Raw genomic sequence first — 21,825 nt, 5'->3', positions numbered from 1 at the left:
AGGGAACCTCGTCTGATGACGCGCAACTGGCTTCGCCCGACCGACCGTCGGGTCGGCGCAGCGTTGCTCGCGACCGCAGTGGCAACCAGCGGCATCGTCTACGCCGGATTCCGGCTGGACGGCGACAACGGGGACGGCGCAGGCGGCGCCGGGCGTCAGTCCAAGACGGTTACTGAGTCCGCCGCGGTGGCGCAGGCCGCCAAGACGGGCAAGAACGTCGAGGTGACTGCGGCGCGAACAGCACGCTCGAGCACCTGGGCCCGTCCCGACGGGCTGATGGAGAAGCAGCTGCACTCCTCCCCGTTCCAGGCCAAGGTCGGCGGTGAATGGAAGAAAATCGACCCTGGCCTGCATCAGACCAAAGCCGGCTGGGAACCGAAGGCCACGAACACGCGGATGATATTCTCCGCCGGTTCGAAGGACAGCTCCCACGGCGATGACAAGCAGCATGCCTCCCGCTCATCCGTGCGACGAGTCTCCCTGCTGAACGCAGCAGCCGACACCGGAACTCCACTGATCACGCTGTACGTCGGCGGCGGTGACCACAGCATCCAGCTCACCTGGCCCGGCGCGATCCCGGCCCCGGTCATCGACGGCAACCGCGCCCTGTACCCGGAGATCTTCCCGGGCGCTGACCTTGTACTGACCGCCGATGACGACGGCTTCGGGCAGGTGATCGTCCTGAAGAACCGTCAGGCCGCCTCCGACCCTCACGTGCAGCAGCTCGCCTATGGCCTGCACTCCGCTGACCTGACCTTCCGGCTCGACCCTGTCTCCGGGATCGTGAGTGCGGAGAATGCCTACGGAGAAGAAGTCGCCGTCTCCCCGACACCTCTGATGTGGGACAACAGCGGGCAGCCGGCCATCACCGACGGCACCGTCGGCGCCACCGCGCAGCCCACACAGGCCGAGTCCCCGAATCCCACCGACTCCGCCGACACGTCCCCCTCGGACACACCCAGCCCGTCCGAGGAGGAGGAAACTGAATCCGACGAGCAGAAGGACGCCGACGTCGAGGCATTGCCGTCGGCCACTGACGGCCCTGAACCGACGGCTTCTGACTCCGCGCTGCCGTCCGCACCTGCCGAGCCGACGCCCGCGCCTACGCAGACCGGATCCGCCGCAACGCTGAGCCTGGCCTCACTGGATGGGCCCTCACCCAACTCGCGCGGCGACATCGTCGAAGCCGATCTGTCCGCCGGCCAGTGGACGCTCACGCCGGACCAGGGCTTCCTCGCCGACTCAGCCACGACCTACCCGGTGTTCATTGACCCGTCGGTCAAGAAGCACACCCAGAACTGGACCACCGCCTACAACCGATTCCCCAACGCCACCTTCTACAACGGCAGAGGATTCAACAAGGGCGGCAGCCACGAGGCCCGCGTCGGCTTCGAGTCCGACACCTGGGGCACCTCCCGCTCCTACTTCAACATCACCTTCGACAAGGACCTCAAGGGCACGAAGATCACCAAAGCGAAGCTGAGGGTGCTGGAGACCTACTCCTGGTCCTGTCAGGACCGCTCCATGAGCGTCCACCTCACCAGTGAGGTCAACTCCCACACCAACTGGAAGAACGCACCAAAACTCCACGACGGCAACAAGCTTGCCACCAAGAGCTTCGCACACGGGTACAAGGCTGGCTGCCGCGATGCCTTCGAGACGTTCGACGTCAAGAAGGGAGCTCAGAAGGCAGCAGACAGGGGCGAGGAAGGCATCACCTTCGGCATGCGGGCCCGTGACGAAAATGCTCAGTACGCATGGAAGAAGTTCCAGGCCGACATGGACTTCGCACCCGTCCTCGAGCTGGTCTACAACCGCAAGCCCACGATTACGTCCAACTCCCTTGACCTCGGCCCGGACGGCAAGTGCACCACCACCAAGCCGTACGTCCGGATGGGTTCCGGCGATCTCACGTTCACCGCCAAGGCCGCCGACAAGGACAAGAACCTCGACTACCTCGACTTCGACCTGTGGGAGACAAAAAAGTGGGATTCCACCGGCGACCTTCTGAAGGCGACGGGGAAGGTTTCCGTAGGCGCTGACACCGGCGCAGCTCTGAAAACGACCAAGACGTTTCCCACCAGCGGACTCAAGAGCGGGGCCACGTACTCCTGGCGAGTGAGAGCGGTCGACGACGCCGCCTCCACCTCCAACTGGTACCCGGCCACGACCCCCTGCCGGTTCGTGCTCGACACCACCGCCCCCCACCCGCCCAAGATCACTTCCACCGACTTCCCCAACGCGGACGCCAGCGAGAACGGCTTCGGCAGCGGTTCTGAGGACGCCATCTGGTCCGCCAAGAAGTTTGGAACGGCCGGCTCCTTCACCGTGCGCGCGCTCAACACCGACGTGAAGCGCTACGAGTACGGGTTCAACTCAGCCAACTACACCGGCAGTGTCAGCCGTACCCCCGGCACCGCCACCAGCGTCAGCGCAACCATCACCAACGCCAAACCTCCCACTGCGGGACCCAACGTGTTGTACGTCCGTACCGTCGACAGCGCCGACAACGTCTCTGAGCCGACCAAGTACTTCTTCTACGTCACCCCGCGCGACCAGGCCGACAAGCCCGGCGACTTCACCGGCGACCAGCTACCGGACCTCATGGCGGTCACCGAGGCCGGCAACCTTTCCCTCTACCCCTCCCAGGCCAACAAAGACGACCTGGCCAAGGGCACCGGAGACCTCGACTACTCGATGCCCGGCGCCTACCGGGCCAACCCGGACAAGGATCCCAACGGCGACGACCTGCCCCCGAATATCGCCGCGCCAGGCGGCCACTTCAAGGGCGCACTGATCACGCACAACGGCGATATCTACGGCGGCGACGGTCTGCAGGACCTCATCGTCCGGACCGAGGGCAGGCTCTGGGTCTACCCCGGAGACGGCTATGGCGCTGTCAACATCGACAAGCGCCGAGAGATCCTCCTGCCCTCAGGCGCACCGAGCCCCGCCTCCTTTACCCAGATAGTGGCCGCAGGTGATGTCACCGGCGACGGCCGCACCGACTTTTTCGCCACTGTCAGGAACAGCGCGGGAACTGATGACGAGCTGTGGGCCTTCACCGGCTACCACGGTGCCACCGTCGACCAGGTCATCCGCCTGTCCGCTTCGGCGTGGAAGGACCGCGACCTCGTCCTTGCCCTGGACGTCTCCGGCGACGGCATCGCTGACCTCGTCTACCGAACCGACGCGACCGGGCGCCTCATGCTCCGTAAGGGCATCAGCTCATCGGACGGCGGCGTCGACCTCAACTCACTGGCCTCCGGCGCCGACTCATCCGGCGGCAGCGACACCGAATACGGTGCCTCCGGCTGGTTCAGCAGCAGTGTGCCGTTCCTGTTCGGCACACCCGATGTCAACAAGGACGGCATCCCTGACATCTGGTCCGTACGCCCGGACGGCTCCGTCCGCTTCCACGCGGGCGGAAAGACCGCCCTCACCGGATCCGGAACCGAAGTGGTCCCTGCCAATGACTACTGGCAGAAGAGGGTCACCATCGGCTGACAGTCCGTATCTCAACCGATCATGGAACGTGTCTGCGGAAGGGGTTTCCCGCCCGGGTGGCCTTTCCCGGTAGGTGAATGAAGGCAGGGCCTCTTGGCGGCTCGGAGCTGCGAAGCAACCCGAGTAGTGCCAGGAGGCCCTGTTGTCGCCGTCGTATGCAGTCGCGGCGGCCGGCGTCAACTCCGGTGCCCGATCGCGTGATTCCCCCTCGTTTGCGTACGGAACGCAGCCGGCCGGCCTGTTTGGGCGGTCCGGTATCCGTCGAGTATGAGATGCGGCGCGGGCAGTCTTGCCTGTTGGGCGCGAGAGAAAGGCCTGGCTCATTCTCGCTATCGTCAAGCGCAGCCATCGCTGGTGCACGAACGTCGGGTGGCTCACGACTGCGAAACCCTGGCGAGCTTCGGTGAGGTTCTGATGAGCCGGATGAGCCGTCGCCTTACCCGGCCGCCTTCCCCGCGGCTGGACCTGAACATCGTCGATTCACGCGATTTTCGCACGGGCGAGGTGACTGCAAGGTGACGCAAGTGTCACCTCGACACGCAGTTGGTCCCCTGCCTGCAGGCTTAGTCGCCCATGACACATGGGCCGGGCATCTTGCACTCGGCACCCGGGTCTCGTTCTCCCCTGAGAGATGATCCGTCCAGGCCCGGAGAGGAAGGGCCAAAAAAAAGACCGGCTTCTCCATTCGGAAAGACCGGCCCCTAAGGAAATTACCCGGCTAAATACCCCGCCTATCTACTACAGCTCCTCGCTGGCCGACCGTATGCTGACAGGATCGGCAGACGGCCCTGCTCCGCTTGCGGCCTGGTTGAGAGAAACGCGGAGGGCGAGACGAGGCGGCGGTGATGATTGCGGCGGAATTCTGTGCCGCAAGCACGTCAATGCCGCTTGTTCTGAATCCGCGTGATCAGGTGCAGCGTAGGAAGGGGTGCGCACAAGACGAAAGCGCCGATGAGGAGATACAAGCCACCGCCCATCATGGTGATAACCCAGAACAGGTAAGCCACCAGCGCGCACAGCGCCGCCATCACCAGATAGGCAGACACCCTCCACAGGCATGCGATCCCGGTACGGCCGCGACCCGTCACGTGCGTTGCATCCTCGTCTCCGGCTCTTGCAGGTGCTGACGGATCCAGAGGCGATGAGCACCGATCGCCCGGCGGCGCATCTGGCGAGGCCTTTTCCTGCATACGACCCTAAGTCCCTTTTGCAACAAGTGAACATTCAATGACGGAAATTTGTCCGGTTTCAAACACTGGGACGCGCAGCTCACCGCACTTTGCTTGCGGCTCCCAAAGAGGCATCAGTGGGCCCCAGGCGACAATCATCTTCGCATAAAAGACCGTCAGATGGAAAATGTAGCGGCCTCGGCAAGCGGTTCACGAAGAATGACGCTTGCGTCCGGTTTGACCCGAGTCGATATAGATTTATGCAAGCTCTTAGGCGTGAGCGGAGCAGAATCGATGCCGGGGCGCCCAATACCCTCAATCAGATATCCCGGTTCACATAACCGCAGCGTGCTGCCTCATCAAATACCGGCAGCTCCTTTTCAACTCACGGAAGCAGTCCGCCACTGGGGCACGTGCTGGAAAATCTGCTGGCCCGGCACGCCGCACTGTTCCCGCCAGCCCCGCGAAACCGAGCCCTCAAATGCCATGCTTCCGAAGGGAATACTTTCCCGACCGGCCCTGCGGCAGGGTCTCTGCGAGTTCCTTAACGCCCGGTTCATGATCATGTGAGTCCGTGGACGGCACCTGCCGCAAGCGTTGCGCCGCAAGACGGAAACAACGCTGGCCCTGCCAGCTGGGCGGCGGCACCGGCGCCGAGGCTGCGCCACGGCACGGGCAAACCCTGTTGGGTCGGACGGCCAGCAGCCGTGTCAGCAACGACGGGCGCCGAGCGCCGTACACCTGCCGGCAATGAGGGACTGCCGGTGTCGCTGCCCGCCATGGTGCATCGGCGGGCTAGGCCTGCTGATCCTCACCTGCAAGCTGTACTCACACCCCGTCGAGCTGCGTAGCCGGCGGTCTCGCCGCCCGTGCAGTCCGCTCCTCAATCCCCGGCGGCCGACACCGATCAGGCTCAAATCACCCGGGCCGCATCACTCACGGGTTTCGGGCCAAGCGGCAGGGAGCGCATCGCAAACCGCTGGCCACCTCCGCCAGGTGCCCCGGCACGGTCTGGAGCGCCCGCCCGGACCAAGATCCGGCCAGCTGCGCCCGCAGTCGCATCTACCTCAGGTCAGCATAGGCATCGCTCCCGACCAGCAGCAGACGAAGAACTCACTGGCTGGCTGAAGGCCGCAGCCAGCCCTGAGCATGCCGCCATCGCAGCTCTTCGGAGTCAAGCACACCGGCCGTGTCTGCCCATTGCCTGCACAGCGCGGCCTGCGCCGCGGCGGTGTTCCGCCCGCCGCTGGGCCCAGCAGGCCCTTGAGCCTGTGCTCGCGCCGCTATCGGCTCCGGCGCAGCCGCCAGCTGTGCCACACCCTGGGGCCGGGGCAAGTTGATTCGGCCCCAGGGCGGCCCGCAGCAGGTCCAGTACGGGCGCCAGCTTCGCGCGACGGGCCTCGTCTCCCAGCTCCGTGTAGATCTCTTCCGCCGCCAGCAGTGAAGCCTCGGCTCCCTTGTACTGTCCGCACATGGTCTGGGCCTTGCTGAGTTCTTCCAGAACGCTTCCCAGCAGCCGTTGGTCCTCGACGTCACCCAGCAGGTCGCGGGCGCGTTCCAGGAGTGGAACCGCCTCCTGTCCTCCCCACCGACGTGGGGGTGTTCCGACCCCCGTCTCCATGGTTCGGGCGTTGCCGACGTCCTCCCCACCGACGTGGGGGTGTTCCGTCCGGCATCGTCATGAAGGAAATCGTGAAGGCTGTCCTCGTCCTTCACCACACGTCAGCGTGAGGCGGGAAAACGCTCACGGGTCGGATCCCACAGCGGTACTTGTCATGGTCGCAGCCGCAGTCGGCAGACAGCGCATCGAAACGTCAGCGCTGTCCGCCCACCCGGCTTGCGATCGCCGGGATCTTGTCCGACAGAGCCAGAAGCCGGATGACGTCACCCGCGGTTTCCGCCAGGCCGGCCAGCGACACCGCGAGCGGGACGCCCTACCCGTCGACGATGAGGTAGCGCTCGCCGCCCGAACATGCTCGGCAGACCGAGCCGGGACTCCGCTGGCCAGCCTGCACGCGCGAGGAGCCGATCACCGTCCGGGATCAGCCCAGCCCGTCCCCCGCCCCAACCGCAGGCGACAGAGAGCGGTTCGAGCACACGCGTACATTCCCGAGCGTCCGCCCGCGTGACCTTCGCTACCGCAAGGTCAATACTGCAAGGGACAGCACTCCCGCCGACCCCCGTCCCGCTGCCCCACACGTCTGACAGACCGTCACGAAAGTCGGCATCGGGTCAGCATCAGTATCACCGGAGCCCGACAACGAGCGCCACGAAGCGCCAAGATCAAGAACTATCCGCACCAGGCTTGAACAGGGAAAACGCAGACCAGGAACCCGTCTATCAATCTCACCGGGAGGTACCCATGAAGATGCTCATCAACGTGGCGGAGACGGTGGTCGCGGACGCGCTGCGGGGCATGGCGGCGGCCCATCCGGAACTGACCGTGGACGTGGAGAACCGCGTGATCGTGCGCAGGGACGCCCCGGTCGCGGGCAAGGTGGGCCTCGTCTCCGGCGGCGGCTCCGGGCACGAGCCGCTGCACGGCGGGTTCGTGGGCCCCGGGATGCTGTCGGCGGCCTGCCCCGGCGAGGTCTTCACCTCACCGGTGCCGGACCAGATGCTGCGGGCCGCGGCGGCCGTGGACAGCGGCGCGGGCGTGCTGTTCATCGTGAAGAACTACACCGGCGACGTCCTCAACTTCGACATGGCCGCCGAACTCGCCGAGGAAGAGGGCATCCGCGTCGCCAAGGTCCTCGTCGACGACGACGTGGCCGTCACCGACAGCCTCTACACGGCCGGGCGGCGCGGAACCGGCGCGACCCTGTTCGTGGAGAAGATCGCGGGGGCCGCCGCCGAGGAAAGCGCACCCCTGGAACGGGTCGAGGCACTGGCCCGGCAGGTCAACGAGAACTCCCGCAGTCTCGGCGTCGCGCTCAGCGCCTGCACGACTCCGGCCAAGGGCAGCCCGACGTTCGACCTGCCGCCCGGGGAGCTGGAGCTGGGCGTCGGCATCCACGGCGAGCCGGGACGGGAGAGGCGCGCGATGATGACGTCGCACGAGATCGCCGACTTCTCCGTGGAGGCGGTCCTGGAGGATCTCGCGCCGCGCGATCCGGTGCTGGTCCTCGTCAACGGCATGGGCGGCACCCCCCTGCTGGAGCTGTACGGCTTCAACGCGGAGGTGCAGCGGGTGCTCACCGAGCGCGGCGTCCCCGTGGCCCGCACCCTGGTCGGCAACTACGTCACCTCCCTGGACATGGCCGGCGCCTCGGTGACCCTGTGCCAGGTGGACGAGGAACTGCTGCGCCTGTGGGACGCGCCGGTGCGGACACCGGGGCTGCGCTGGGGCATGTGAGAGCGGACGCCGTTCGACCTCGCACCGTCATCAGGTCACGTTTCGTACCACGCAAGGAGACTCCGTGCTCGACGCCGAATTCTTCCGCCGTTGGATGACGGCGACCGCCGCGTCCGTTGACCGGGAGGCGCAGCGGCTCACCGACCTGGACTCGCCCATCGGGGACGCCGACCACGGCAGCAATCTGCGGCGCGGGTTCGCCGCCGTGAGCGCCACCCTGGAGAAGGAGTCGCCGGACACCCCCGGTGCCGTTCTCACGCTCGCCGGGAGGCAGTTGATCTCGACGGTGGGCGGTGCGTCCGGGCCGCTGTACGGCACTCTGCTGCGCCGGACCGGCAAAGCCCTCGGGGATTCCGCCGAGGTGACCGAGGAGCGGTTCACGGACGCGCTGCGCGAAGGCGTCGACGCGGTCATGGCGCTGGGCGGAGCCGCGCCCGGGGACAAGACCATGATCGACGCTCTGGTGCCCGCCGTCGACGCGCTGGCCGAGTCGTTCGCCGCGGCCAAGTCCGCCGCCGAGGAGGGCGCCGTGGCCACGACACCGCTGCAGGCCCGCAAGGGCCGGGCGAGCTACCTGGGCGAACGCAGCATCGGGCACCAGGATCCGGGCGCCACCTCCTCTGCGCTGCTGGTGGCGGCACTCGTGGAGGCGGCCGATGAGTGACACCGACGACGGACTCGTGGGAATAGTGCTGGTCTCCCACAGCGCCGCCGTGGCGGAGTCGGTGGCCGCGCTGGCGACGGGCCTCGCCGGTGGCGGCACGACCGCCCCCGTCGCCCCGGCGGGCGGCACCGTGGACGGGGGCCTGGGCACCAGCGCCCAGCTGATCGCCGCCGCAGCGGCCTCCGTGGACCGGGGCGCCGGGGTCGCCGTACTCACCGATCTGGGAAGCGCCGTGCTCACGGTGAAGGCGCTTCTCGACGAGGGCGACGAACTCCCGGACAACACGCGTCTGGTGGACGCCCCCTTCGTCGAGGGCACGGTGGCCGCGCTCGTCACGGCCTCGACGGGCGCCGACCTCGCGGCCGTGGAGGCGGCGGCGACGGAGGCGTACACCTACCGGAAGGTCTGAGGACCCACCCGCGGCCCACGGAGGGAACCCGCGGTCTCCACGGCGACCGACCCTCCGCGGCGAGGGGCGCGGCCCCCGGTGTGTCAGGAGATGCCCCGCGCGGCGACGACGAGGGCGGAGCGGATGGCCGCCGCCCGGTCCGCCCGGGCCGTGTCCGGGGTGGCGTCCCCGTCGTCGGTGTGCCAGGCGTAGTGCTCGACGCCGCCCTCAGCGCGGCGTCGAGCACGGCGGCCTGGATCTCCGAACGCAGATCCACGGTGGCGAGCCCGGCCCGGTCGGCGAGGGCGCGGGCGAACACCGGCTCGGCCTCGTCGTGGGCCTGGAGCCAGGCGGCTTGCAGCCCCGGCTCGGTGCGAGTGAGCCCCAGCAGCGTGCGGACCCTCGACGGCTGCGGCCTCCCCAACGGGTCCTCACCGCTCATCGGCGCCCGGTCCAGCGCGTCCTGGAACGGGCTGTCGGCTGGCCGGGCACGCAGCGCCGCGGCGATCGCGTCGATGCCGGCCGCGAACAGCGGGCTGACGCGGCTCTCCTCGGCCGTCGACCCCGGCGCCGACGGCCCCGCCGCCTTCGGCACGTGCATGGGGAACGTCGGCCGGCTCGCCGAGGCCGAGGAGCAGGCCGCCGCGATCCCGTTCCTCGCCTCCGACACGGCGAACAACATCAACGGCGCGATCCTGCCCGTCGACAACGGATGGGCCGCGGTCCGACGGACGGACGAACGGCGAGGGCCCGGGGGCCCGGCGGCCCGATTGCGATGCGAGTGCGGTGCGAGTGCCGGACCGGCGGGCGGGGGTGGCCTGTCTGGCGAGCGGGGGTGGCCTGTCTGGCGAGCGGGCGGCCGGGACCGCCAGTCGGGGGGGGGCCGCCGGGAGCACCCGGCGGCGGGTCACGAAGCTGCCGGGCGACGGGTCGTCAGGCCGCCCGGCAGACAGGTCGCCGGGCGGGTCGCCGACCGGCGGGCAAGCCACGTCGCACGGCCCGGCACCCTCCGCACCGGTCCCGCGGCTCACCCTTCGTCGACGTCGCTCACGTCGCCGGTGTCGCCCAGGTCGTCGGCATCACTCAGGTCGCCCACGTCCCCCACATCACCTACGTCACTCAGATCGTCCGCGTCGCTCACGTCCCCCGCGTCGGCCGCACCCCTCACATCCCTTGCACTCCTCCCTTCCCGCCGTTCCCTCGCGTCGGCGGCGCCCCCCGCATCTCCTGCGTCTCTTGCATCTCTTGCGTCCCTCGCGTCGTGCGCGTCCCTTCCCTCGGACACGTCCCGCACGTCGTTCGCGGCGTTCACGAACTCCCGGGCCAGCCGCTCACCGGTCGCCACTGCGGCGTCGTGGTCCTCGATGGGGGACACGCGGGAGTTCTTGAAGACGAGGTAGGTGACCCCGGAAGGCGTGCCGCCGCCGCGCGGATCGGCGCGGATCCCCAGCGCCCTGGCCGTCGCGTACGAGGCCTCGCCGATGATGTCCTCCGGGCCGGTGTCACCGACGACGGCGTACTGGACCCGGTCGCCGTAGATCACGGCCGCCACCGAACCCTGCCCGATGCCGTGGTCCCGGAAGTTCCAGACACCGCTGGCCGCCGGTACGACGATGTAGGGCAGGGTCTCGGCGCTCAGGTAGCGGCCGTCGGACTGCTGGAAGGCCGTGGTGTCCGAGAACAGCGGGTCAGTGCGGCCGTTGCACAGGGGGCCCGGTCTGCCGTCGCAGTCGATGTCCATGTCGGCCTTCCAGTAGACCGCGCCGGGAGCACCGCAGACCGGGATGTCGGCCCGGGTGCCGTCGTCGCTGCGGTAGCGCCCGTTCGAGACGACGGCGCAACCACGGACTTTCGCCAGCAGGCCGGCGGCCAGGACGGCACCCTCCCGCGCGGGCGCCCCATGGTTGCCGGAGGGTCCGGCGGCAGGCGTGGCGGACAGCACCGCCGAGGCCGGGGCGAGCAGGGCGGCGGCGGCCGCGGCCAGCATCAGCGACTGGACACGCACGATGGGAGAACCTCTCCTGGGGGATACGGACGCTCATTCGCCCAAATCTGGTGGGCGTCCCTCGGCGCGTCCACCGGGAGGGGGCCGGACGGTGCACGGGTGATTCCGGGAGGTCCTCCCCGGGCGCCGCACGGACGAGGGCCGGAGCCGGAGTCGGCTCCAGCCACTCGACCGCACGCGGCGGCGCGGGATCAGCGACGACAGCGGTCCGCGCCGAGGGCGAGAACTCCCCTGACATCGGGGCGAGTTCACGCCGCGTCAGGGATCAGCATACGTACCTCCCGGACGGGCCGGGCGACGACCGCCCCCCTCTTGATGTGGCCGCGTCAGCCGTGTCTTATAGGTACAGACCAACCCGGCCGAGGGAAGGCAGAGCCGTGCGACGCGTTCCCCCCACCCTCCTGCGCGCGCTGGTGTGCGGCGCGCTGCTCGTGCTGGCGTCCTGCGGATGGGGTGCCCGGACGCCGGGCCGGGGCGAGGGGCCGCCCGCCGCGCCGCAGGGCGTGACCGCCGCCGCGGGCAGCGCGACCAGCGTCCACGTGATGTGGAACCTGCTCCCCGAGGACCCGCGGGTCGCCCGCTACGAGGTGTATCGCGGCACCACGAAGGTCAAGGAGGTACCCGGTTCGGAGCACATGGTGGACATCACCAGGCTCGAACCGTCCACCACCTACGTCTTCACCGTCAGGGCGCGTACCACCGCCGGGGTCCCGGGGCCGCCCGGCAAGGCGGCGCGGGCCACCACCCCGGCGGCGGCCGCGGCCGACCGCACACCGCCCACCCGCCCGGGCGGCCCGCACGGCAGGACGGTCGGCAGCCGGGCGGCCCAGCTGTCGTGGGCGAAGTCGTCCGACGCGCGGGGGGTGGCGTCGTACGACATCTACCAGGGCACCTCGAAGATCCACAGCGTCGGCGGCGCCCAGACGGCCACCGTCGTCACGGGGTTGCGGCCCGGTACGGCCTACGCGTTCACGGTGCGGGCCCGTGACGCGGCGGACAACCTCTCACCGGCGAGCGACACCGTCCGGATCACCACCGCACCAGGTTCCGACGACGGCCGGGGCACGGCGCCGACCGGCTTCCGGGCGACGACCCACCGGGCCGACGGGGCGTACTACATCGACCTGGCGTGGATCGCGCCCGAGGTCGACGGAATGATCACGGAGTACCAGATCCATCTCGACGGGCGCCCGGTGACCTCGCTCGTCTGGGGCGGCGACGCGCCCCGCGGCACCAACCACCACAGCTTCTACGTCGGCCGTGAAGCGGACGCGGCGCACCGGGTGCGGATCCGGGCGAAGCTGCCCGACGGCACGTGGGGAGGGTTCTCGCCGGAGCGTTCCGTGACGACCGGCCGCCAGTGAGCCGACACCCGTGCCAGGTCGCCGGACGGCAGGCCGGTGCCGTCGACGGCTCCGTACCGACCGGCGGGTCGACGCCCCCTGACAGCTCGGCCGGCGCCGGCCCCCGCGGTCCGCCCGGGTCGGGGTCGGCCGGCGGGGCGAGCGATAGCTGCGCATAGGGTTGACCTCATGGCCCATAGGGAATCCAATACCGGCGCGCCGCTGGACCTCTCGCTGCTGCGCACCTTCCTCGCGGTGCACCGGGCCGGGTCCTTCACCGCCGCCGCGCGGCTGCTCGGCCTCTCCCAGCCGACGGTGACCACGCAGATCCGGGCCCTGGAGGAGCAACTGGGGCGGGAGTTGTTCGAACGGGGGCCGCGGGGTGTGATCCCCACGTCCGTGGCGGACGGACTGGCCGCGCAGGTGGGGGCGCCGCTGGACGCGCTGGCGGCGGTCGCCGAACGGGGTGGCCCCGGCGTCGGCCGGCCGCCGGATCCGGTCCAGGTGGCGGGCCCCGCCGAGCTGCTGTGCACCCGGGTGCTGCCGGCCCTGGCACCACTGACCGCCCGGGGGGTGCGGCTGCGGATCAGCACCGGGCTGACCGACGACCTCCTGGAGGGCCTGCGCGGCGGGCGTTTCGACCTGGTGATCGCCACGACCCGGCCGCGCGGGCGCGTCCTCGAGTCCGTCCCGTTGATGGACGAGGAGTTCGTGCTCGTCGCGTCCCCCGACTGGGCCGAGCGCATCGGTCCCGGCCGGGTGGCCTCCGAGGGTGCCGCGGCACTGCACGAGCTGCCCCTGGTCACGTACGCCGAGGACCTGCCCATCGCCCGCCGCTACTGGCGGCACGTCTTCGGCGTACGGCTGTCCGCGCAGGCCGCGGTCACCGTGCCCGATCTGCGCGGAGTCCTCGCGGCGGTCACGGCGGGCGCCGGGATCACCGTGCTCCCCCGCTACCTGTGCGAGGACGAGCTGGCCTCCGGCGCGCTGGTCGCCCTGGCGGCACCCGAGGACCCGCCGATCAACACCGGCTATCTGACCCAGCGGCCGGGGGTCTCGGACAATCCGCACGTCGCCCTGGTCCGGGACCGGCTGCTGCGGGCGGCCCGCGCCTGGTGACCGGCGCCGGGAGCCGACCCCTGTGCGGGGCGACGCGTACGGCGGGCGGCACCCCCGCCGGTGAGCACGCGGGCGGGGGCGGCCGCACCTGGTGACCGGCGTCGCGCGCGATCCCCGCCCGTCGGCGGTGGACGCCGGATCGGCGTGCCGTCAGCCGCGTCAGGTCCGTCGGCAGTGCGCCGGACGATGGAATCCGTCACCTGCCCGGTCCCCGTCCGCGTGCGGGCCCGAGCCGGGGCGCATTGGCTCGCTCTGAGGCAGTACGGGCCTTTCCGATCCTCGGCGGCGCATGGGATGTACCGCCAACCGTGCCGCTGGAGGGAAGTACCTATGCGTACCACTCAGTCACTTCTCCGCTCCGGCCTGACCGTGGCCGCCGCCGCTGCGCTTCCGCTCACCCTGGCCACCCCGGCGGCCGTCGCCTGGGGTTCGGGGATCTCCGTGAGCACCAGTGGCACCACGGTCTCGGTCACCACCAGTGCCTGCCCCAGCAACGGCAGCAGCTTCGGTGACGCCTCGCTGCTCTCCAGCGGGCAGGCGAACTTCGCCCAGGGGCGCCAGATGTCGCTCACCGGGACGAGCGGCAGCCAGTCGGCGTCCTGGACGGGCGTGGGCGCCGGCACCTACACGGTGATCGTGGTCTGCCAGGACGGCTCGACGGCGGGCACTCAGTCGATCATCGTCTCGGCCCCCACGATCTCGGCGACGGCCACCCAGACCGCCACGCCGGCCGCCACGGTCTCGCCCTCGCCCTCGTCCTCGCCCTCACGCGGTGTCATGGGCGGGCTCGGCGGCGCCGTGAAGGACTACGGCACGGCCACGGTCGTCGGTGGCGCGGCCCTGGTCGTGACCGGCACCGTGGCCGCGGCCTGGTTCCTGCGCCGCCGTTCCAAGCCCCACCGGCTCTGATCCGCGGTCCGTCACGCCGGGGCGGTCAGGCGCGCCCCCGGCGCCGTCAGGAACCGTCCCGGTCCCGCCCCGGCAGCGCCTCGAACTCCGTCAGGGCGTGGGTCAGCCACTGGGTCCAGAAGGTCTCGAGGTCGATGCCGGCCCGCAGGACGAGGTGCCGCAGCCGGTCCTCGGGGGTGTCCTTTCCCGGCGGGAAGTCCCGTTCCTGGATGGCCTCGTACTCCGCCAACTGGCTCCGGTGCAGGTCGAGATGGCGTCGCAGGTCCGCCTCGATGCCCTCGGTGCCGACGACGGCGGCGGCGCGCAGGCGCAACAGCATCGTGTCGCGCAGCGGCTTCGGGTCCGTGGAGACGGCGGTCCAGCGGGCGAGTTCGGCACGGCCCGCCGGCAGGACTTCGTAGCTCTTCTTCTGACCCCGGGCGGGCTGCTGCGGGGCCAGCGCCCGGATGTACCCCTCGCCCTCCAGTTTTCCCAGTTCGCGATAGATCTGCTGATGCGTCGCCGACCAGAAGTAGCCGATCGACTTGTCGAACCGCCGGGTCAGTTCGAGGCCCGACGAGGGCTTCTCGAGCAGGGCGACGAGGATCGCGTGCGGGAGTGACATGGGGTCATCCTAGGGAGACCGGAGGTACCGTCCGGTGCCCGGACGTGCCGGGCACCGGACGGTCCTCTCCGTGGTTCGTGTGTTTTGGCCCTCTAGAGTGCCGCCGCCAGTTCGGTGCCCTGTTTGATGGCCCGCTTCGCGTCCAGCTCGGCGGCCACGTCGGCGCCGCCGATGAGGTGGACACCGCGGCCCGTGGCGCGCAGCGCGTCGTACAGGTCGCGGCGCGGCTCCTGTCCGGTGCACAGCACGATCGTGTCGACCTCCAGGACCTGGCTGTGGCCGTCGACGGTGACGTGCAGCCCGGCGTCGTCGATCCGGTCGTACTGGACGCCCGGGACCATGGTGACGCCCCGGTGCTTGAGCTCGGTGCGGTGGATCCAGCCGGTGGTCTTGCCGAGTCCGGCCCCGACCTTGGACGCCTTGCGCTGGAGGAGGTGGACGGTGCGCGGCGGGGTGGGCCGTTCGGGGGCCGCGAGGCCGCCCGGCGTCCGGTAGTCCATGTCGACGCCCCAGCCGCGGAAGTACGTCGCCGGGTCCTCGCTCGCCTTGTCGCCGCTGTCGGTGAGGAACTCGGCGACGTCGAAGCCGATGCCGCCGGCGCCGAGGACGGCGACGCGGTCGCCGACGGGGGCACCGTCACGCAGCACGTCGAGGTAGCCGACGACGCTCGGGTGGTCCACGCCCGGGATCTGCGGGGTGCGCGGGCTGACGCCGGTGGCGACGACGACCTCGTCGTACGCCTCCAGGGTGTCCACGGTGGCCCGGGTGTTCAACCGGACGTCCACGCCGTGCAGTTCGAGCTGGGTGCGGAAGTAGCGGATCGTCTCGTCGAACTCCTGCTTGCCGGGCACCTTGCGGGCCACGTTCAGTTGGCCGCCGATGTCGGCCGCGGCGTCGAACAGCGTGACGTCGTGGCCGCGTTCGGCGGCGCTGACGGCGCAGGCGAGTCCGGCGGGCCCGGCGCCCACGACGGCGACGGTCTTGCGCAGCCGGGTCGGCGCGAGGACGAGTTCCGTCTCGTGGCAGGCCCGCGGGTTGACCAGGCAGGAGGTGATCTTGCCGCTGAAGGTGTGGTCGAGGCAGGCCTGGTTGCAGCCGATGCAGGTGTTGATGGCCTCCGGGCGGCCGGCCTCGGCCTTGGCGACGAAGTCGGGGTCGGCGAGCATCGGCCGGGCCAGCGAGACCATGTCGGCGTGGCCGTCCGCGAGCAACTGCTCGGCGATCTCGGGGGTGTTGATGCGGTTGGTGGTCACCAGCGGGATGGAGACGGACCCCATGACCTTCTTGGTCACCCAGGCGTACGCGCCGCGCGGCACCGAGGTCGCGATGGTGGGGATGCGGGCCTCGTGCCAGCCGATGCCGGTGTTGATGATCGTCGCCCCGGCGGCCTCGACGGCCCGGGCGAGCGTGACGACCTCCTCCAGCGAGGAGCCTCCGGGCACTAGGTCGAGCATCGACAGGCGGTAGATGATGATGAAGTCGTCACCGACGGCCTCGCGCACCCGGCGGACGATCTCGAGGGGGAAGCGCGTCCGGTTCTCGTACGAGCCGCCCCAGCGGTCCTCGCGCCGGTTGGTCTGCAGGGCGATGAACTCGTTGATGAGGTAGCCCTCGGAGCCCATGATCTCGACGCCGTCGTAGCCGGCCCGCCGGGCGAGCCGGGCGGCTCGCGCGTAGTCGTCGATGGTCCGCTCGATCTCGGCGTCGCTGAGCTCGTTCGGCACGAAGGGGCTGATCGGGGCCTGCAGGGCGCTGGGGGCGACCAGGTCCTGGTGGTAGGCGTAGCGGCCGAAGTGCAGGATCTGCATCGCGATCTTCCCGCCCTCGCGGTGCACCGCGGCGGTGATCTCGGCGTGCTGCTCGGCCTCGGCCTCGGTGGTCAGCTTGGCGCCGCCCTCGTAGGGCCGTCCCGCGTCGTTGGGCGCGATGCCGCCGGTGACGATCAGACCGACGCCGCCTCGCGCGCGGGCGGCGTAGAACTCCGCCATGCGCTCGAAGCCGCGCTCGGCCTCCTCCAGGCCCACGTGCATGGAGCCCATGAGCACGCGGTTGGGCAGGGTGGTGAAGCCCAGGTCGAGCGGGTTCAGCAGGTGCGGGTAACGGCTCATCTGGCCCTCCGTGCGCGATGTCGTACGACTGTTGTAGACGACGGGCCGCGCATTGTGCAACTAGTTGCACAATGAGGAGGATCACTCGGCCGGCCACCGGCGTACGGCGGTACGGAACCGGGGCGTGCCGCCGCCGGCCGGTGGAGCACCCGGCCTGGAGCCGGTGGCGCGACTCAGCCGAGGGCCACCCGGGCCACGAGGGCGGCGACCGCCTCGGGCTGTTCGACCATCACCATGTGGCCGGCGTCGGGAACCGGGACCATCGTCACGTCGGGGCTGGCCTCCAGCCCGGCCCGCTCCTCGTCCGTCAGGCCGACCTCGTCACGGTCACCGCGCACGACCCAGGCGGGCACCCCCGAGTCACGGAGCCGGGCGACCAGGCTCCCGTACCGGTCCAGGTGGTCGAAGTAGCGCCGGATCATCAGGCGGCAGAACTCCGGATCGTTCTTGGCCAGGTCGGCGCTCAGTTCCTCGCGGCGGGCCGGGGGCAGCATCTGCCCCACGACCCGCGGTGTCGCCTTCATCATGCCGATCCAGGTCAGCGCCCCGATGCCGGGCACCCTCCCGAGACTGTTGGCGATCGCGAGCGCCCTGTCCTCGTCGGACGCCGAGAACGTCGGGGAGAGCAGCACGACGGGTCCGGCGAAGTGCCCGCCGGCCGCCATCTCCAGGGCGACGTTGGCGCCGAGGCTGTGCCCGACCACGACGCCACAGCCCCGCTCCGCGGCCAGGGCGCCCGCGAGCGCCGCGTAGTTCTCCATGGAGAGATCGCGCGGCGGTGTGGTGCCCGCGTGCCCGGGGAGGGTCGCGGCCACCAGCCGCACCGGCGCGGAGGCGAGCGACGGCGCGGCCATCAGGTCCTCGTAGAACACGGTTCCGCACATCGCGCCGGGCAGCAGCAAGACCCGGGTGTCCGCGTCGGCGGGCCCCGACTCCTTGATGTCCCACGCGTCGAACTGCTCGGGGGCGCTGCTCATGTCCGGGCCTTCCTCTGGCGCCTGCGGTCAGCCAGAGTGTGGCCCGCGAAGCGGGGAGAACGGCTGATCAGGGGCCGAACGCGGCATGTCGCCCCGCGCGTCCGGCCCTCCGGGTCAGGGCTTCACACCGATCACCACGTCGGCGCAGCGCTCCTCCGAGACGGCCAGTCGGGCGATCAGTCCGGCGGCGGCGAAGGCCTCGACGGCCGCGGGGGCCTGCCGCTCGCTCGTCTCGACGAGGAGGCAGCCGCCGCGGGCCAGCCAGCGCGGCGCCTCGGCGGCGACCCGGCGGGCGAGGTCGAGTCCGTCCGCGCCGCCGTCGAGGGCGACCAGCGGTTCGTGGTCGCGGGCCTCCGACGGCAGCAGGCCGACCTCGCCGGTCGGGACGTACGGCACGTTGGCGGCCAGGACGTCGACACGGCCCCGCAGCGTGGCGGGCAGTGCCGCGAAGAGGTCCCCCTCGTGGACCTGCCCCGCGAACGGCGCGAGGTTGCGGCGGGCGCAGCGCACCGCCGCCGGGTCGATGTCGGCGGCGTGCAGTTCGGGGCCGTCGAGGGACGTGGCGAGCGCGGCGCCGACCGCGCCCGAGCCGCAGCACAGGTCCACCACGAGGGACGCGCCGCGCGCGAGCGCGACGGCCTGCTCGACGAGGAACTCCGTACGGCGCCGCGGCACGAACACACCGGCGTCGAGACTGATGCGCAGCCCGTGGAACTCCGCCCAGCCGAGGACGTGTTCGAGGGGCAGTCCCGCGGCACGCCGGTCCACCATCAGGGCGGCCTCGTCCGGGGTGCGGGCGGTGGAGAGGATCAACTCCGCCTCGTCCTCGGCGAAGACGCAACCGGCGGAGCGGAGCGCGGCGACCAGAGGGCGTGCGGAATCGAGGGCATCAGGAGTGAGAGGAGGCATGGAGCCGAGAGCCTTTCGACGATCCGAAGGGCGCTCCCGCAGTCACCCGGTGACGGTGACCGTACTGCTCGGGGAGGAGAGCACCCGACCTGACACAGCGGTAATGGGTCTCACCTCCTCGGCTCTCATCGGTCGCGACGGTCCGCGGCCGGGACGGCCACCCTACAGGAACGATCAGTCACCGAGCGCTCCCTTTTCGGCCTCCTTCGCGGGGGGGGTCCGGCACGCGGCGGGCGGGCACGCGGCCTGTGCGCGTCACGTCCACGGGGGGCCGGTGAGCGTCGGATCCCCCTGCTGTCGGCGTCCGTCCACGGCCCTCTCACCCCTCTCGGACCACCGAGTTGTATTATGCAACCAAGGTGGTGAAGGGAGGTCCCGATGACATCCGAGGAGTCGGGCGGGGCCGGGACGGCGGACGGTGCGACGGCCGAAGCGGCCGTGGAGACCATCCAGCGCGAGATGACCGTGTTCGCCCGGCGGGCCCGCGCCTCGGCGGGGCGCCTGCATCCGGAGCTGTCCCTCGTCTCGTACACCCTGCTCGGTCATCTGGAGGAGGCCGACGGCTGTCGGGCCACGGACCTCGCCGCGCACTACTCGCTGGACAAGTCCACGGTGAGCCGGCAGGTGTCGGCGCTGGAGCGGTCCGGGTGGATCGAGCGGCGGACGGACCCGGAGGACCACCGGGTCCAGGTGCTGCATCTGACGGAGGCGGGCAGGGAGATCCTCGCCCAGGTGACCCGCAGCCGTCGGACGGCGTTCCGGGAGCGGCTCACCGGCTGGTCCGCGGAGGACCTCGCCCGCTTCGCCTCGTACCTCCTGCGTTACAACGCCACGGACCCGGACCCGGTCACCGCCGTGGAGATGCCGGGCGGCCGGGCGTCGAGGGACTGAGGCGCCGGGGCCGGGCCGCCGGTGAACGCGACGCGCGGCCCGGCGGCCCGGCGGGGGCTCAGTGGCGGTTGCTCATCCCACCCCGACGGTCCGGCCGTCGCCGAGGTGCTCGGGTACCCGCGCGCCCAGGAAGCGGGTGGTGCGGCGCAGCCGGAAGCCCAGTGACTCGTAGAGGCGGATGGCGGTGGAGTTGCCCGCGGCGGTGTGCAGGAACGGGGTCTCACCGCGTTCGCGGATGCCGTGCGCGACGGCCAGGATCAGCCGTGAGGCCAGGCCCTCGCCCCGGTGGGCGGGGTCGGTGCAGACCGCGCTGATCTCCGTCCAGCCCGGCGGGTGCAGCCGCTCCCCCGCCATGGCGACGAGGACGCCGTCGCGGCGGATGCCGAGATAGGTGCCGAGTTCGACGGTGCGCCGGAGGAAGGGGCCGGGCCGGGTCCGCTCCACCAGGTCGAGCATCTCCGGCACGTCGGCGGGGCCGAGCCGCACCGCCTCGGCATCCGGTGCCGCGGCCAGCCCGTCGTCCACGAGCTGGACGCCGTCGATGCTGAACGTCACCTCCCAGCCGTCCGGCGTCCGCCCCACGTAGCCGGCCAGCGGCGCCTCGCCGCCCGGTCCCACCAGGACCGCCAGATCCGCCCAGTCATCGGCGTCGGGTTCGTCGGGCAGCGCCAGCCAGGGCGACACGTCCGCCGGGTAGCGCAGGACGCGGCCCCGGCGTTCGGCGAAGTGGGCGTGCGGCCCGGTGAGCGAGCCGAGGGCCGGGTTGTCGAGGGGATGGGAGCTCACGCGGTCACCCCGATCGCGGCCGCTCGAAGCGTCGGGAGAGCCTCGCCGGACCCGGAACCCGTGCGGTCCCGCTCTAGCGGGGCCACGGTCTCCCGGACCCCGATCCGTGTGAAGACGTGCGCCTCGGGCATCTGCTCCCTCACTCCACTTCGCTCTCGCCACCGGCCCTCGCGGCCCGGCTCACCGGCTGTGCATGTACGGGCCACCAAACTCGCCTTCAGCACCAAGGAGGATCCCGGCGCGGCTATTCCCCGGGCCCCGGAGAGTTCACACCGCCGCAATGTCAGCGCTCCGGTCCGGCTCGGAGCACCGACCGGGAGCGCGTACGGTTGAATGGTTGAGCGACCGGCGCGCGACCGGGAACCGCCCCGCGCACGCGCCCATCACGCTCGATCCGTGGGCAGCCGTCCCCCGGCGGTCCTGGAGGCACCACCCGCATGAACGTCACGCGAGGCTTCACCGGGCGCGCACGCGCCCACGATCCCGGTCTGCCGCCCGGCCAGTACGACGCCGGCGACGACTGGCCCGTCCTGTCCGCCGAGGTCACCCCGGATCTGGCTCCCGCCGACTGGAGCCTGCGGATCGACGGGCTGGTGGCCGAGCCGCGCACCTGGGACTGGGAACAGGCGCACGCGCTGCCCGCCTCGGTGTACGAGGGGGACATCCACTGCGTGACGAGCTGGTCGAAGTTCGGGGTGCGGTTCGGCGGTGTGTCGCTGGACGCGTTCCTCGACGCCGTTCGTCCGGACCCGGCCGCCACCCACGCCGTCGCGTACGCGCACACCGGGTACACCGCGAACCTCCCGCTGGCCGACCTCACCGGCGGCCGGGCCTGGATCGTGTGGGACTACGACGGCGAGCCGCTGCCCGCCGAGCACGGGGGCCCGGCGCGACTGGTCGTGCCGCATCTGTACTTCTGGAAGAGCGCCAAGTGGATCGCGGGCATCCGGATCCTCGACCACGACGAGCCGGGCTTCTGGGAGCGGAACGGCTACCACGCCCGGGGCAACCCCTGGCAGGAACAGCGCTACTCAGGTGACTGAGACGCTTCCGGCGACGGACGTCGGCGCGGAGGGCACGCCGGGGACGGA

At 70.8% G+C, this 21,825-nt stretch carries 15 protein-coding genes and 1 pseudogene; 9 read left to right on the top strand and 7 right to left on the bottom strand.

Annotated features, from left to right (window positions below; translation table 11 throughout):
* Nucleotides 1-15: 15 nt before the first annotated feature.
* A complete protein-coding gene (locus ACFYW7_RS26660; protein ID WP_389506688.1) occupies nt 16-3,507 on the top strand; it encodes an FG-GAP-like repeat-containing protein in 3,492 nt (1,163 codons plus the stop codon).
* 878 nt (nt 3,508-4,385) lie between these two features.
* Here ACFYW7_RS26660 and ACFYW7_RS26655 read toward each other — a convergent pair.
* The gene (locus ACFYW7_RS26655; RefSeq protein ID WP_389506686.1) at nt 4,386-4,553 is read right to left on the bottom strand and encodes a hypothetical protein; all 168 of its coding nucleotides are present in this window, start codon (nt 4,551-4,553) and stop codon (nt 4,386-4,388) included.
* Between the two features lie 2,485 nt (nt 4,554-7,038).
* Between ACFYW7_RS26655 and dhaK the strand changes: the two genes are divergently transcribed.
* The 3 genes from dhaK to ACFYW7_RS26640 all read left to right on the top strand — a co-directional run bounded on the left by dhaK (nt 7,039) and on the right by ACFYW7_RS26640 (nt 9,104).
* Nucleotides 7,039-8,031, top strand: coding sequence for a dihydroxyacetone kinase subunit DhaK (gene dhaK, locus ACFYW7_RS26650; RefSeq protein ID WP_389506684.1), 993 nt, complete (start codon nt 7,039-7,041; stop codon nt 8,029-8,031).
* Nucleotides 8,032-8,095: 64 nt separating this feature from the next.
* Nucleotides 8,096-8,695 (top strand): dihydroxyacetone kinase subunit DhaL, encoded by a 600-nt coding sequence (gene dhaL, locus ACFYW7_RS26645; protein ID WP_389506682.1) that lies wholly within the window; start codon nt 8,096-8,098, stop codon nt 8,693-8,695.
* Nucleotides 8,688-9,104 (top strand): PTS-dependent dihydroxyacetone kinase phosphotransferase subunit DhaM, encoded by a 417-nt coding sequence (locus ACFYW7_RS26640; RefSeq protein WP_389506679.1) that lies wholly within the window; start codon nt 8,688-8,690, stop codon nt 9,102-9,104. Before dhaL ends, ACFYW7_RS26640 begins: the two co-directional genes overlap by 8 nt.
* 1,288 nt (nt 9,105-10,392) lie before the next feature.
* Here the strand turns inward: ACFYW7_RS26640 and ACFYW7_RS26635 are convergent.
* Nucleotides 10,393-11,088: pseudogene (locus ACFYW7_RS26635) on the bottom strand (glycoside hydrolase family 75 protein); the annotation flags it as partial.
* 377 nt (nt 11,089-11,465) lie between these two features.
* On the opposite strand from ACFYW7_RS26635, the gene ACFYW7_RS26630 reads away from it, so the two are divergent.
* The 3 genes from ACFYW7_RS26630 (at nt 11,466) to ACFYW7_RS26620 (ending at nt 14,459) form a co-directional block, all read left to right on the top strand.
* Nucleotides 11,466-12,452, top strand: a complete 987-nt coding sequence (locus ACFYW7_RS26630; protein ID WP_389506676.1) for a fibronectin type III domain-containing protein — start codon at nt 11,466-11,468, stop codon at nt 12,450-12,452.
* A gap of 168 nt (nt 12,453-12,620) precedes the next feature.
* Nucleotides 12,621-13,550: a LysR family transcriptional regulator gene (locus ACFYW7_RS26625; RefSeq protein ID WP_389506674.1), complete on the top strand. Its 930-nt coding sequence runs from the start codon at nt 12,621-12,623 to the stop codon at nt 13,548-13,550.
* 330 nt (nt 13,551-13,880) lie between these two features.
* Complete coding sequence (locus ACFYW7_RS26620; protein ID WP_389506672.1) at nt 13,881-14,459, top strand: hypothetical protein; 579 nt, start codon at nt 13,881-13,883, stop codon at nt 14,457-14,459.
* Nucleotides 14,460-14,505: 46 nt separating this feature from the next.
* Here ACFYW7_RS26620 and ACFYW7_RS26615 read toward each other — a convergent pair whose 3' ends face one another.
* From ACFYW7_RS26615 to ACFYW7_RS26600, 4 genes are all read right to left on the bottom strand, one after another.
* The gene (locus ACFYW7_RS26615) at nt 14,506-15,063 is read right to left on the bottom strand and encodes a PadR family transcriptional regulator (protein WP_389506670.1); all 558 of its coding nucleotides are present in this window, start codon (nt 15,061-15,063) and stop codon (nt 14,506-14,508) included.
* Nucleotides 15,064-15,155: 92 nt separating this feature from the next.
* Nucleotides 15,156-17,171 (bottom strand): FAD-dependent oxidoreductase, encoded by a 2,016-nt coding sequence (locus ACFYW7_RS26610; protein ID WP_389506668.1) that lies wholly within the window; start codon nt 17,169-17,171, stop codon nt 15,156-15,158.
* Between the two features lie 173 nt (nt 17,172-17,344).
* Nucleotides 17,345-18,148, bottom strand: coding sequence for an alpha/beta fold hydrolase (locus tag ACFYW7_RS26605; RefSeq protein ID WP_389506666.1), 804 nt, complete (start codon nt 18,146-18,148; stop codon nt 17,345-17,347).
* Nucleotides 18,149-18,262: 114 nt separating this feature from the next.
* A complete protein-coding gene (locus tag ACFYW7_RS26600) occupies nt 18,263-19,057 on the bottom strand; it encodes a putative protein N(5)-glutamine methyltransferase (protein ID WP_389506664.1) in 795 nt (264 codons plus the stop codon).
* Nucleotides 19,058-19,435: 378 nt separating this feature from the next.
* Between ACFYW7_RS26600 and ACFYW7_RS26595 the strand changes: the two genes are divergently transcribed.
* Nucleotides 19,436-19,948, top strand: a complete 513-nt coding sequence (locus tag ACFYW7_RS26595) for a MarR family winged helix-turn-helix transcriptional regulator (RefSeq protein ID WP_389506662.1) — start codon at nt 19,436-19,438, stop codon at nt 19,946-19,948.
* 72 nt (nt 19,949-20,020) lie between these two features.
* Here ACFYW7_RS26595 and ACFYW7_RS26590 read toward each other — a convergent pair whose 3' ends face one another.
* A complete protein-coding gene (locus ACFYW7_RS26590) occupies nt 20,021-20,734 on the bottom strand; it encodes a GNAT family N-acetyltransferase (protein WP_389506660.1) in 714 nt (237 codons plus the stop codon).
* A 437-nt stretch (nt 20,735-21,171) separates the two neighbouring features.
* Between ACFYW7_RS26590 and ACFYW7_RS26585 the strand changes: the two genes are divergently transcribed.
* A complete protein-coding gene (locus tag ACFYW7_RS26585; protein ID WP_389506658.1) occupies nt 21,172-21,777 on the top strand; it encodes a sulfite oxidase-like oxidoreductase in 606 nt (201 codons plus the stop codon).
* The last annotated feature ends 48 nt before the right edge of the window (nt 21,778-21,825 follow it).

Source organism: Streptomyces sp. NPDC002580 (genome assembly GCF_042889485.1).
GTDB lineage: Bacteria > Actinomycetota > Actinomycetes > Streptomycetales > Streptomycetaceae > Streptomyces.
This window is presented reverse-complemented; position numbering and strand designations above follow the sequence as displayed.

What these genes read in the sequence shown, in the direction of transcription:
- ACFYW7_RS26660 (WP_389506688.1), top strand. Translation starts at nt 16, where the DNA reads ATGACGCGCAACTGGCTTCGCCCGACCGACCGTCGGGTCGGCGCAGCG.
- dhaK (WP_389506684.1), top strand. Translation starts at nt 7,039, where the DNA reads ATGAAGATGCTCATCAACGTGGCGGAGACGGTGGTCGCGGACGCGCTG.
- ACFYW7_RS26640 (WP_389506679.1), top strand. Translation starts at nt 8,688, where the DNA reads ATGAGTGACACCGACGACGGACTCGTGGGAATAGTGCTGGTCTCCCAC.
- ACFYW7_RS26625 (WP_389506674.1), top strand. Translation starts at nt 12,621, where the DNA reads ATGGCCCATAGGGAATCCAATACCGGCGCGCCGCTGGACCTCTCGCTG.
- ACFYW7_RS26620 (WP_389506672.1), top strand. Translation starts at nt 13,881, where the DNA reads ATGCGTACCACTCAGTCACTTCTCCGCTCCGGCCTGACCGTGGCCGCC.
- ACFYW7_RS26615 (WP_389506670.1), bottom strand. Translation starts at nt 15,063, where the DNA reads ATGTCACTCCCGCACGCGATCCTCGTCGCCCTGCTCGAGAAGCCCTCG.
- ACFYW7_RS26610 (WP_389506668.1), bottom strand. Translation starts at nt 17,171, where the DNA reads ATGAGCCGTTACCCGCACCTGCTGAACCCGCTCGACCTGGGCTTCACC.
- ACFYW7_RS26605 (WP_389506666.1), bottom strand. Translation starts at nt 18,148, where the DNA reads ATGAGCAGCGCCCCCGAGCAGTTCGACGCGTGGGACATCAAGGAGTCG.
- ACFYW7_RS26600 (WP_389506664.1), bottom strand. Translation starts at nt 19,057, where the DNA reads ATGCCTCCTCTCACTCCTGATGCCCTCGATTCCGCACGCCCTCTGGTC.
- ACFYW7_RS26595 (WP_389506662.1), top strand. Translation starts at nt 19,436, where the DNA reads ATGACATCCGAGGAGTCGGGCGGGGCCGGGACGGCGGACGGTGCGACG.
- ACFYW7_RS26585 (WP_389506658.1), top strand. Translation starts at nt 21,172, where the DNA reads ATGAACGTCACGCGAGGCTTCACCGGGCGCGCACGCGCCCACGATCCC.